At 32.9% G+C, this 13,110-nt stretch carries 11 protein-coding genes; 9 read left to right on the top strand and 2 right to left on the bottom strand.

Annotated elements, in window-relative coordinates:
* The first annotated feature begins 24 nt into the window (after positions 1–24).
* Both rpsA and ihfB read left to right on the top strand, forming a co-directional pair.
* Entirely contained in the window at positions 25–1,707 is a 1,683-nt protein-coding gene (gene rpsA / locus GQ594_RS02200; RefSeq protein WP_160411280.1) for a 30S ribosomal protein S1, read from the top strand.
* Positions 1,708–1,805: 98 nt separating this feature from the next.
* Positions 1,806–2,096, top strand: coding sequence for an integration host factor subunit beta (ihfB, locus tag GQ594_RS02195; RefSeq protein WP_160401190.1), 291 nt, complete (start codon positions 1,806–1,808; stop codon positions 2,094–2,096).
* Positions 2,097–2,352: 256 nt separating this feature from the next.
* On the opposite strand, the gene GQ594_RS02190 is transcribed toward ihfB, so the two are convergent.
* On the bottom strand, positions 2,353–3,069 hold the full coding sequence (locus GQ594_RS02190) for a GntR family transcriptional regulator (protein ID WP_160411279.1): 717 nt from the start codon (positions 3,067–3,069) through the stop codon (positions 2,353–2,355).
* Between the two features lie 250 nt (positions 3,070–3,319).
* Between GQ594_RS02190 and GQ594_RS02185 the strand changes: the two genes are divergently transcribed.
* From GQ594_RS02185 to GQ594_RS02155, 7 genes are all read left to right on the top strand, one after another.
* A complete protein-coding gene (locus tag GQ594_RS02185; protein WP_160411278.1) occupies positions 3,320–4,648 on the top strand; it encodes a 6-phospho-alpha-glucosidase in 1,329 nt (442 codons plus the stop codon).
* Between the two features lie 123 nt (positions 4,649–4,771).
* A complete protein-coding gene (locus tag GQ594_RS02180) occupies positions 4,772–6,349 on the top strand; it encodes an alpha-glucoside-specific PTS transporter subunit IIBC (protein WP_160411277.1) in 1,578 nt (525 codons plus the stop codon).
* 430 nt (positions 6,350–6,779) lie between these two features.
* Complete coding sequence (locus tag GQ594_RS02175; protein WP_160411276.1) at positions 6,780–9,089, top strand: DNA internalization-related competence protein ComEC/Rec2; 2,310 nt, start codon at positions 6,780–6,782, stop codon at positions 9,087–9,089.
* Positions 9,090–9,189: 100 nt separating this feature from the next.
* Positions 9,190–10,197, top strand: coding sequence for a tetraacyldisaccharide 4'-kinase (lpxK, locus tag GQ594_RS02170; RefSeq protein ID WP_160411275.1), 1,008 nt, complete (start codon positions 9,190–9,192; stop codon positions 10,195–10,197).
* A 3-nt stretch (positions 10,198–10,200) separates the two neighbouring features.
* Positions 10,201–10,386 carry a Trm112 family protein gene (locus tag GQ594_RS02165; protein ID WP_160411274.1) on the top strand — a complete coding sequence of 62 codons (186 nt, stop codon included), beginning with the start codon at positions 10,201–10,203 and terminating at the stop codon, positions 10,384–10,386.
* An 18-nt stretch (positions 10,387–10,404) separates the two neighbouring features.
* The gene (gene kdsB, locus GQ594_RS02160) at positions 10,405–11,169 is read left to right on the top strand and encodes a 3-deoxy-manno-octulosonate cytidylyltransferase (RefSeq protein WP_160411273.1); all 765 of its coding nucleotides are present in this window, start codon (positions 10,405–10,407) and stop codon (positions 11,167–11,169) included.
* Between the two features lie 3 nt (positions 11,170–11,172).
* Complete coding sequence (locus GQ594_RS02155; RefSeq protein ID WP_160401195.1) at positions 11,173–11,865, top strand: DUF2461 domain-containing protein; 693 nt, start codon at positions 11,173–11,175, stop codon at positions 11,863–11,865.
* Between the two features lie 22 nt (positions 11,866–11,887).
* On the opposite strand, the gene GQ594_RS02150 is transcribed toward GQ594_RS02155, so the two are convergent.
* A complete protein-coding gene (locus GQ594_RS02150) occupies positions 11,888–12,550 on the bottom strand; it encodes a MarC family NAAT transporter (protein ID WP_160401196.1) in 663 nt (220 codons plus the stop codon).
* Positions 12,551–13,110: the final 560 nt, after the last annotated feature.

Raw genomic sequence — 13,110 nt, 5'->3', positions numbered from 1 at the left:
TAAATTAATTTTAAGTATATAAATATGACTGAATCTTTTGCTCAACTCTTTGAAGAGTCTTTAAATCAACTAGACACTCGTTCTGGTAATATGATCCGTGGTACTGTCGTTGCAATCGACAAAGATGTTGTTTTAGTTGATGCTGGTTTAAAATCTGAATCCGCAATTCCAGTAGAGCAGTTTAAAAATGCCCAAGGTGAACTAGAAGTTCAAGTTGGCGATATTGTTGATGTTGTGCTTGACTCAATTGAAGATGGCTTTGGCGAAACAATTTTATCTCGCGAAAAAGCTAAACGTCATGAAGCATGGATAATACTAGAAAAAGCAGTTGAAGATGCTGCAACAGTTTTAGGTGTTATCAATGGTAAAGTTAAAGGTGGCTTTACGGTTGATCTTAATGGCGTTCGTGCGTTCCTTCCTGGTTCGCTTGTTGATGTTCGTCCATTACGCGATACTTCTCATATCGAAAACAGAGAAATCGAATTAAAAGTAATTAAATTAGACCAAAAACGTAACAACGTTGTTGTATCACGTCGTGCGGTTATTGAATCTGAAAATAGTGCAGAAAGAGAACAACTTCTTGAAAATCTACAAGAAGGTTCAGAAGTTAAAGGTATTATTAAAAATCTTACTGATTACGGTGCGTTCGTTGATCTTGGTGGGGTTGATGGTTTACTTCACATCACAGATATGGCTTGGAAACGTGTTAAACATCCAAGCGAAGTGGTTGAAGTGGGTCAAGAATTACTTGTTAAAGTACTTAAGTTTGATAAAGACCGTTCACGTGTATCTCTTGGCTTAAAACAATTAGGCGAAGATCCATGGGTTTCAATTGCGAAACGTTACCCTGAAGGTACTAAAGTAACTGGTAAAGTAACTAACTTAACTGACTACGGTTGTTTTGTTGAAATCGAAACTGGTGTTGAAGGTTTAGTTCACGTTTCTGAAATGGATTGGACAAATAAAAACATTCACCCATCTAAAGTAGTTGGCTTAGGTGACGAAGTTGAAGTTATTGTTCTTGAAATTGATGAAGAACGTCGTCGTATTTCTCTTGGTCTTAAACAATGTAAACCAAACCCATGGTTACAATTTGCTGAATCACACAATAAAGGTGATAAAGTTAGCGGTAAGATCAAATCAATCACAGATTTCGGTATCTTTATTGGTTTAGATGGCGGTATTGATGGTTTAGTTCATCTTTCAGATATTTCTTGGAATATGCCTGGTGAAGAAGCGGTTAAAGCTTATAAGAAAGGTGACGATATTGAAGCAGTTGTGTTACAAGTTGATGCAGAACGTGAACGTATCTCTTTAGGTGTTAAACAACTAGAAGATGATCCATTTAGTAGCTTTGCGTCTAACTACAAAAAAGGCACTATCGTTAAAGGTACTGTAACAGCTGTTGACGCTAAAGGTGCAACTATCGAAATCGCTGAAGGTATTGAAGGCTACTTAAAAGCTCAAGATATTGCTCGTGAACGTATTGAAGATGCAACAACAGCATTAAAAGTTGGTGATGAAGTTGAAGCTAAGATTGTGAATATCGATCGTAAAACTCGCGCAATTTCATTATCAGTACGAGCAAAAGATGAAGCTGACGAAAAAGAAGCTCTTGCTGCTGTAAATAATACTGCAACTCAAGAAGATGCGTCATTTACTAATGCAATGGCTGAAGCATTCAAAGCCGCATCAAAAACTGAGTAAAGAATATTTATGTAAAGAGTAAAGAGGGCTTGCCCTCTTTTTCTTTTGTGGTATAAAATGAACAAATTACATACCGCATAAATAAATTAGGAGTGATCATGAATAGATCAGATTTAGTAGAACGAATTGTTAACTGGCGAACACATCTTCCTGTTCAACTGGTTGATGATTCAGTTAGAGATATCATCGAACAGATCGCTTTAGCTATGGAAAGTAACGATCGTGTAGAAATTCGAGGCTTTGGTAGTTTTAGTTTAAACTACCGTGCTCCACGTAAAGCTAGAAACCCAAGAACTGGTGGTAATGTTGAAGTTAAACATAAATATATCCCTCATTTCAAACCAGGTAAAGAGTTACGTGAAAGAGTAAATAAGGCAGTAAATGCATAGTCTTTAAATTCTATATTTAGCAAAAAGCCATTGAGTAAAATCAATGGCTTTTTATTTAGAATAACTTAGTGGGACAAAAACTTTAATACATATAAATGGTTGGGCGACTGAGCAAAAATGTTTAGCCAACTATAACAATTATTTTTCTTCATGATATAGGTGCTATATTTATAATAATGTGTTAACTTTTATATATTTGTTATAGCTGTTTGCTAAATTACACGTAAACAACATGGATAGTTTTTACAATTGATATTTATTCTAATCCTCTGCGTGCAATATATTCAAACCTATATTGGAATCCCCTTAAGTATTGAATACTATATTCAAATATTTCACCATTAACTAATTCACTAGTTGAACGTAGGCATAATATAGGATAATTTGTTTCGATATTTAAATGTTTAGCGACAATGCTAGTTGCTAAAACAGGCTTTAAGTCTTGTCTACTCAGAGATATTTGATAACCTTTTTGTTTTTCAATATAGTGATACTTTGATGTTTGCATTACTTTAATACTGAGATCATGAAATAGTGAAAGAGGCATATAACTTTGCTCTAAAATTTCAGGCTCATCGTCTATTGTTCTAATACGTATTATTGAGTATATCAATGTTCCAACTTCAATTTTTAGGTGCTTTGCAATAACGGGTTGTGCTTGTTCTAACTGAAAATGTATTACTTTTGTACTAGCAACTCTTCCTTGTGAGGTAATATTTTCTTCAAATCCTTTTAATTGAAAGGCATCGTGCTTAGCTGAATTACATTTAACATAGGTACCACTTCCTTTTATACGCACTAATAACCCTTGTTTTTCAAGTAGTTCAAGTGCTTTACGAACGGTGACGCGACTAACATTATATATTTCTTGTAAAGATTGTTCTGTAGGTAATACATCTTCAACATCTAATTCGCCAGAACGAATTTTTTTCTCAATAGTTTCAGCTATTTGTCGATAAAGTGGTTTACTCATAATCATATCCTACATATGAAAGTTGTATTATATTAACATCCAATAATCAAAATATCATCAAATGAGCAATATTATTCTACGAATATAACTATTATTGTTAAATATCATTTAAATGACTATTTTCTGATACACATAAAAAATTTTTGTGATCTTTTTCACATTTGTATTTAATAAGTATTATTTAATTTAATACTTATTGATAACATATTGGTGTGTTTTTTATTCACAAATATAGTTGAGGAAATTGGTTATGAAAAAGATTAATTTAACAGTTGTTGGTGCAGGTAGTACTTATACATTAGGTATTATGAGAAGTCTTGTTACAGAAAAACAAAATTTTCCGTTAAAACGAGTTGTTTTTTATGATATTGATGCAGCCCGTCAGGAGCTAAATGCCAAAGCAACTGAAATTATGTTTAAAGAACTTTATCCTGAAATTGAAGAGTTCATCTATACAACAGATAGAAAAGTTGCTTTTGAAAACTCTGATTTCTTTTTTATGCAAATTCGTACGGGTGGTTTAAAAATGCGTGAGCGTGATGAACAAATTCCCTTATCTCACCAATGTGTAGGTCAAGAAACATGTGGTGCAGGTGGAATGGCTTACGGTTTACGTTCCATAGGCGATATGATCGATCTTGTTCATGAAATTCGTTCATATAAAAAAGATGCTTGGATCTTAAACTATACTAACCCAGCTGCGATTGTTGCAGATGCCTTAAACCGGGAATTTCCTAATGATAATCGAATTTTAAATATTTGTGATATGCCTGCAGCAATCATGGTGAGCTACGCCAAATTGCTTGGTTGTGAAATTTGGGATTTTGTACCGGAATACTTTGGTTTAAATCATTATGGTTGGTTTACTAAAATTAAAAATAAACAAGGCGAGGATTTAACTCAACGTATTAAAGATATTATTTTAAAAGAGGGTATTAAAGCGGTTGACTCAATTATTGCTAATGATCCTTCTTGGCAAGCAACGTTTAAAAATATGGAAACGATGTTAAGAGATAACCCTGAATTTTTGCCAAATACTTATTTACAATACTATTTATATCCAGAAAAAATGGTGAGTAAAGAAGATATTAATAATACGCGTGCGCGACAAGTTATCAATGGGCGTGAAAAACAAGTATTTGAAATGTGTAAACGTATTATTGAAAAAAATTCTATTGTTGGTGAACAGCTTCATGATGATATTCATGGTCGTTATATGATTCGTGTTGCTGCATCACTAGCTTATAACAAAGGCGATATCTATCTTGTGATTGTTCCAAACAAAGGCATTATTAGTAACATACAAGATGATGCAATGGTTGAAGTGCCTTGTATGTTAACTTCTGATGGCCCTAAAGCATTTGCTATTGGTAAGATTCCGACATTCCAAAAAGCGATGATAGAAATCCAATTAGGTTATGAAAAATTAGTCGTTGATGCCTGGTATGAAGGTTCTAAACAAAAATTAATCAATGCCTTAACGTTAAATAGAACTGTTGTTAACGTTCCAAAAGCAAAAGTAATGGTTGAAGAAATCTTAAACGAAAATAAAGACTATTTACCTCAGTTTTTTAAATAATTATTTTGTTTAAAACGAATAATGCTAGCGTTTGAGTAAATGCAAACGTTTAGTGTTATTCACAAACATGTACAGAAATATTTAAGAATAACAAAATCATTATATTAATAAAAGGTTAATGTTATGAGAAATACAATTCAACGCTTTGGAGCAGCAATGTTTGTTCCTGTATTACTCTTTCCCGTTGCTGGTATCTTATTGGGATTGACTGTCGTTTTACTTAATCCTAATTTGTTTCCGTTTGCTGTAGAAGGATCCACTTATGTTAAAATTGTCAGTGTATTTCAAAAAGCATCCCTAGTTTTGTTTCAAAATATGCCAATGTTGTTTGCTTTAGGTTTGCCAATTGCATTAGCAAAAAAGGCATCAGGCCGAGCTGTATTAGCCGCTTTTATCTCTTATTTAACATTTAACTATTTTATAGCAGGAATACTTGATATCTGGAGTGAACAGTTAGGTATAAACTATCAAGTAGGGCAAACAGGATTAATTGAAATTAGTGGTGTATTAACATTAGATACTTCAATTGTTGGTTCAATTATGACAGCAGCTTTTACTGTTTGGATTCATAACCGTTATTTTGATTTACGTTTACCTGAATGGGCAAATGTATTTACAGGCACTCCATTAATCGTTATTATCTGTTTTCCTTTAATGTTGGTACTAGCTGTATTGACGGTATTGGTTTGGCCTCCTATTCAAAATGGTATTCAAAGTCTGCAAATTTTCATTTTAAATTCTGGTGCATTCGGTGTATGGCTATTTACTTTTTTAGAGCGCATTTTAATTCCTACAGGATTACATCATTTTGTTTATGGTCCAATCTATTTTGGTCCAATTGTTACCGATGGCGGTACAGTCAATTATTGGATTTCTCATATTTCTGAATTTGCTAACAGCACAAAATCATTAACTGAATTATTTCCTCAGGGTGGTTTTATGTTAATTGGTATGGGGAAGGTATTTGGTTGCTCAGGTATTTCAATGGCTATTTATGCAACAGCAAAACCGGAAAATAAAAAAATGGTATTGGGACTATTAATTGGTGCAACAGTTACCGCAGTTCTGACTGGGATAACAGAGCCCATTGAATTTACATTCCTTTTTATTGCACCTATGTTATTTGTTGTTCATGCTTTTTTAGCAGCGTCAATGGCTGCAATTATGTATATGCTTGGTGTATCAGGAAATTTTTACTCAGGTATTATAGATTTTATTTTCCAAAACTGGTTACCTCTTGGGGAAAATCATTGGATGGCGTATGTTATTCAAGTTACTGTTGGTTTAACTTTTACAGCAATTTACTTTTTTGTGTTTAAATTCTTAATCCTTAAATTCAATCTTATGACTCCTGGCCGTTCAGATACTAATATTAAACTATTTACTAAATCAGATTACAAAAATAGTAAAAAGAATAAATCGCCAAATCAATCTGATACTGAATTTGAAACTAACGATTTGATAATTCAACAAGCAATTGCCTTTATTGAAGGATTAGGTGGTAAAGAAAATATTAGACAATTAACTAACTGTGCAACTCGTTTACGTATTGAAGTAAGTAATCCAGAATTAGTTCAGGAAGTGGCTTATTTTCAAAGTTATGGAGCAATAAATGTTGTATACAAGGGACAATCATTACAAATTATTGTTGGCTTAACTGTGCCTCAAGTTAGAGAAGAAATGAGTATACTATTGAAATAAATAATGCTGATAACTTTTATTAATAAGTAAACCATAAACCATTAATTGACGTGTTTAATCGATTATAAAATATAGATTATTGGTTATTTTTGATTAAACACGCAAATTGTAGGAATTTCCCGCTTTATTTACAGTAATTTGAGAAACTACTGTAATGAATATACATAAAAAATAGAATTAACGCCTCATCACAGACAAGAAATATGGTGTTTGTATCATATAGCCGACTTCTATACGTTTTTTTGTGAGGTCCAGATCTCCGTACTTTCTTATTTTTCCAAAATTTAAAATGCTATGAATAGTTTTAATAAATTTTTTCTAGATTAATAATAAAATTGGAAGCTAGATCTAAAATTTCAAACACAATTCTTTTTTTACGATATCAAGTGATAAGCTGATTATTTATATAAAATAAATATGACAACTTTTAATGCGACAATCTTATTCTCTTGATTTATTAGCTACCATGTTTTCATTGAGTTGCTTACCACTACTGTTTTTACCACATTTATTGTCTGATCTTCAGTGGTATTTTATTGCTATTATTCTGCTTGTTTTGGTATTGTTTGTTCTGGTTAAATTTTGCTGGTATTTATCTATTATTATCGTATTTGGCTTAGGTTTTTTATGGTCTATTGCTTATTCTAAGCAATATTTAACCAATATTTCACCTTATATTGATAAAACGTTAGTTGTTAAAGCAAAAGTTGTAGACATTAATACCCGTCAAAAAACAACTGCAATATCTCCTTATTATTTGTCATTTTCTATTTTTTCTATTTCAGGTTTTACACTTTCTAATAATATTCCCATTTCGGTTTATTGGGATAATCCTATAGCACCAAAATCAGGGCAAACTTGGCAATTAACATTAAAGACAAAAGTTATGCATAGCTATCTTAATGAGGGGGGATTTGATAGCCAGCGCTTTTCAATAGCAAACCGAAGTTTATTATCAGCAAAATTAGTTGATGCAAAATTGTTAGACGACAAATCTAATTTAAAACAATTAATTGTTGATTTGGCACTTCCTTACATCGATTTATTTGATTATCGAGACATCTTGCTTGCTCTTACTTTTGGTGATCGTTCTCAGCTAGATGAATCTCATCGTATGGTAATGATGCAAACCGGGATTGCTCATTTAATGGCAATATCGGGTATGCATATTTTAGTCGTTTTTGGTCTTAGTCGTCTTTTGGTTAAGATTGTTCTGTTTTTTATTCCAAAGCGTTTCATCCATTTTTTTGTGCCTATTGTAATAGGTTGGTTATCTGCATTTTTTTACGCTTGGTTGACAGGATTTAATCCCCCCACTTTGCGAGCTATATTGGCCTTATCTATCTGGATTTATTTGTGTTATAAAAAAAATCAAATTAGTGCATGGCAAAAGGTTAACCGAATTATTGCATTACTATTGTTATTTGATCCATTGATGATTTTGTCTGAAAGTTTTTGGTTATCTTGTTATGCCGTAATTAGCTTAATTTTTTTATTTGAATGGTTACCAATACCTCAAGAAATAAAATATAAAAAGCGTTGGTATATGGTTAGATTATTACATTTGCAATTGGGTTTAACTATGTTATTGCTTCCTATTCAATGTTTTGTTTTTCAGGGAGTTAGTGGCGTTTCTATTTTAACGAATTTAATTGCGATTCCTATTATTTCGTTATGTACTTTTCCTGCTGTTTTATTTGCGTTGATATTTAGCCTTATGGACTGTTTTTATATCGCATTATGGTGTTGGTCAATTGCTGATAAATCATTAGAGTGGTTATTTTTTAGTTTAAATTGGTTCAATTTTCTATGGCTTAAAATTCCTGCAAATTTTTATTTGTTAAGTTTTGTTGGTTGGCTTACTGTCATTATCATACGCACAGGATCTTGGCGCCGTTTTAGCGTTACTTTAGCTGTTATTTTTATGTTATTAATTACGCCTATTTTTAAACAGCCACATTATCGCTGGCGGTTAGATATGCTAGATGTTGGCCATGGATTGGCGATTGTTATTCATGATGGAAAGTCAGCAATTTTGTATGATACTGGCGCAAAATGGGAAAAAAGTTCAGCGGTAGAAAGAATCATCATTCCTTTTTTACAATGGCATAATTTGAATGTACAAGGCATTATTATTAGCCATCAACACAATGATCATGTTGGTGGTTTGGATATGTTACAATATGTTTATCCTAAAGCATGGTTAATGAGCTCTTCTTCTAGTTTTAATAATGACTATCAATGCTTAGCTGGCAATCATTTTATTTGGAACGAACTAACGTTTAGTGTGTTATGGCCTAATAAATTAGTTGATTATGCTCAAAATGAAGACTCTTGTGTAGTGCAAATTAGTGATGGGCGGTTTTCTGTATTATTAACGGGTGATTTAGAGCGTAATCAAGAGTATCAATTAGTGACTAAATACCAAAACCAGCTAACTTCGACTATTTTACAAGCGCCACATCATGGTAGTAATACTTCATCAAGTTATCCATTTTTAAATCATGTTAAACCAGTAAAGTTATTAGTTTCTACTTCTCGGTATAATCCTTGGAAACTACCTTCCTCTAAAGTAATAAGGAAGTATCAAGATTTACAACTAGATAGCTATGTTACGGCTAAAACAGGGCAAATAAGTCTATTTTTTGATAAACAAACTTGGCAGCTAAAAACTATGCGAGGTGAAATTAAACCTAGATGGTATCATGATTGGTTTGGTAGTTTTCCAATTTATGAGTAAAATAAGCTAACTTTGGTTATAAGTTGCTATTTTTATAATTGTGATATCAACATTAAGATATACGCAATTTTACTAAATTTAATCGAGTGATGTTAAAGTTATGATTGAAAAACTATGGTATGGTAAAAATCGTTTATTTTGGTTACTCATACCATTTTCTTTATTATATGGTTTGATTGCTTTTGTTCGTCGCTCTTTATATCAAGTTGGAATTTTAAAAGCTTGGCGTTCACCCGTGCCTATCATTATTATTGGCAATTTATCTGTTGGTGGTAATGGTAAAACACCATTAGTTGTTGGTTTAATTGAATCACTAAAACAAAAAGGGTTACAAGTTGGCGTTGTTTCTCGTGGCTATGGCGGTAATGCTGACAGTTATCCTCTTATTTTAGATAAAACAACAACAACCGAACAAGCCGGTGATGAGCCTGTGCTGATTTATCAACGTACTAATGTGCCTGTTGCGGTATCTCCGCATCGTTCTGAAGCTGTTCAAGCGCTATTAAAGCGATATCAATTAGATGTTATTTTGACTGATGATGGTTTGCAACATTATGCATTATCGCGTGATATTGAGGTGGTAGTTGTTGATGGAAAACGTTTATTTGGTAATGGATGGTGGATGCCAGCGGGGCCAATGCGAGAGCGAGAAAGTCGATTAAAATCGGTTGATTTGATTATTATAAATGGTGATAGTGTAAATGACCTAGCTCAACAGTACCCGAATAAAGCCTATACCATGCAATTAGCACCGCGATACGCAGTAAATTTGCTTACTCAAGAAAGAAAACCATTATCTTCATTACAAAGTATTTGCGCTATTGCAGGCATTAGTAATCCCAACCGTTTTTTTGATATGTTGATTAAAATGCAAACGAATGTGATTAAAACCGTTCCTTTTGCTGATCATCAAAAATTTACGTTGTCATTGTTAAACGATATTGCAAATTGTGACCAAACTCTTTTAATGACTGAAAAAGATGCGGTTAAGTGCAGACAATTTGCTCAACCAAATTGGTGGTATCTTCCTGTTGATGCGGTAATACCCGTGCAAGCAATTGAGCAGATCTGTTCTTTATTAGATAAAATAAATTCCCAAAGAGAGTAAAATATGAAAGAAATCCTTTTGAGTGCACTTGCTTGTCCAAAATGCCATGGGCAACTACAGTACGATGCCAACAATCAGCAACTAATTTGTTCAGCTGATAACTTAGTTTATACAGTAAAAGATAATATTCCTGTTTTGCTTGAATGTGAAGCAAAGCCACTTAATAAACCAGTATCTATTCCAGAATAAAAAGATAGGATATTAGTTATGAATTTTTCGGTTATTATTCCTGCTAGATATGGTTCAAGCCGTTTACCAGCTAAGCCACTAGCGGACATTCATGGAAAACCTATGATTGTGCGTGTAATGGAGCAAGCTCAAAAATCCTTAGCCAATCGAGTGATCATTGCAACCGATCATCAGCAAGTTTTTGATGTGGTCAAAACGCATGGCGGAGAAGTCATTCTTACAAGTGATAAGCATAATTCAGGCACTGAAAGGTTGGCAGAAGTTATTAATGCTTATCAATTTGCAGATGATGAAATTATTGTCAATGTACAGGGCGATGAACCCTTAATTCCGCCTGTTATTATTAACCAAGTGGCTGAAAATTTAGTGCAATATAAAACAGGAATGGCAACGTTGGCCGTACCAATTGACTCTGTTGAAGAGGCATTTAATACTGGTGCGGTTAAGGTTGTGACTGATAAAGATGGTTATGCGCTTTATTTTTCTCGTGCTACGATTCCTTGGGAACGAGATCGATTTGCAAAATCGACCAATCTATTAAAACAGTCCTGCATTGGTGATTTTTATCTTCGTCATATTGGTATTTATGCCTATCGTGCTGGTTTTATTCGTCAGTATATTAATTGGGCACCATCTTTACTTGAGCAAATTGAAATGCTTGAACAACTTAGAGTGCTTTGGTATGGCGAAAAGATCCATGTTGCCGTGGCAAAACAATTTCCAGCGATTGGTGTTGATACTTTGGAAGATTTAGAAAAAGTCAGAGCGTTATTTAAGGAGTAAGCAATGGCAAACTTTACTGGATTTACGCAAGAGGGACTTAATTTTTTACAAGATGCTTGGATAAATAACAGCAAACCATGGTTTGAAGAACATCGTGCTATTTATGATAACGATTTAGTTAAACCATTTAGGCTTTTAGTTGAACAATTAGCACCAGAAATGCTTAAAATTGACGAGTGGTTTGAAACTCGCCCCGCTATTGGTAAAACGATTTCACGTATACATCGAGATACCCGTTTTTCAAATGATAAATCACTTTATCGTAGCCGATTATGGTTGACATTTAAAAGACCTAATAGAGATTGGAAAGAAGCACCTGCTTATTTTTTTGAAATTAGCCCAAGCAGCTATCAATATGGACTTGGCTATTATTGTTCATCAAAACAAACGATGGATATTTTTCGAGATGAAATTCTTAACGATACTAAGAAGTTTTTATCCATGACACGTTGTGTCAAAAAACCATTTGAACTTGTTGGAGAAAGTTATAAACGTCCTTTAATCAAAGAGCAGGATGAAAAAATTGCAACATGGTATAACAGAAAAAATCTTGCAGTTATGGTCACAAGTAATCATATTGAAGATGTGTTAAATAGTGACTTACCCCAAAAATTAGTTAAAGGGTTTAAACAGTTAGTTCCGCTTTATGATTATTTAATGCGAGTAGAAATGATAAAAAACATACCAACTCTTTAGCTTTTTTAAATTAGTTTTAATATTAAATATTAGGAAAATTCAATATAAGCTCTTTAATACCATTAATTATAAACTGTGTTCCAACGCAAACTAATAAAAATCCCATAATTCTTGAAGTGGCTTCAATGCCACTTTTTCCCATAAAACGCATTATACTGCCTGCACTGCGCATACAAAACCAAAGAATAATACATAATAATAAAGGCACTAAAATGGAAGCGGTATATACAACCCAATTTGAAACATCGTAACCGCCACTTTTTACTGTTGATGACATACTAATTATCATTGCTATGGTTCCTGGTCCTGCAGTACTTGGCATAGCGAGTGGTACAAAAGCAATATTATTTGAAATTTCTTTCTTTTTGGCATCGGCTTCAAGGGTTTTATGTGATGGCTGTTGTGGAAACAACATTCTAAAACCAATAATCCCCACAATCATACCACCAGCGATGCGTAATCCGGGGATTGATATGCCAAATGTACTCATTACTAATTGTCCGCAATAAAATGACACAACCATAATCATGAAAACGTAAATGCAGGTTAACTTTGACTGGTAATTACGCTCTTCATTGGTCATATCACCAGATAGACCCAATAAAAGTACTACAGTGGTTAAAGGATTCGTTAGGGGGATAAACAAAATTAAACCAAAGCCGACAGTTTGTATAAGTTCCAACATAAATTTATTTAATTCTATTAAAAATTACAGATAAGTATAATTGAAATAAATAGAAAATGACATATGGGCATAAATTAACTCCTAATATTGTGTAATAAATAAGTGGTAATTTTAGAATTATAATTGTAAATATCCTCTAAAATAGCACAGCAAAAAAGTAGAAAATTTTCCATAATAAAAATAAAAGAGGATTAAAACATAAAAAAGATGACAGAGCATACAAATTGTATCGACAAATTTATAAAAAATTAACCAATTACACAAGTATAGATAGTTTTCAACACTTAACAAATCAGTAACGTTGTAGATGTAATAATTTAATAACCGCAAGTTTAATCACTCAAAAATCGTTCAGGAAAGTTATTGATTTTATTGAAGTTTTTATTTTTCTGTTTTTTCAGGAAAACATATCTTACTCGTTTGCTTCTGATGCCTAATTAGACAAAGCTTATCATTAAGGTCTATAAAGTAAGCAGCCGTCACCTTCCTAGATTGATAAAAATTGATACTCTTCTCTTTTTTCTGGCAAATGTGTTTTTCCTGCTATCTAATTAATCAAT

Origin of the sequence: Gilliamella sp. Pra-s52, assembly GCF_009795805.1 — a bacterium.
Classification (GTDB): domain Bacteria; phylum Pseudomonadota; class Gammaproteobacteria; order Enterobacterales; family Orbaceae; genus Gilliamella.
The sequence above is the reverse complement of the archived record's forward strand: the minus strand, read 5'-3'. Positions and strand labels throughout refer to the sequence as shown.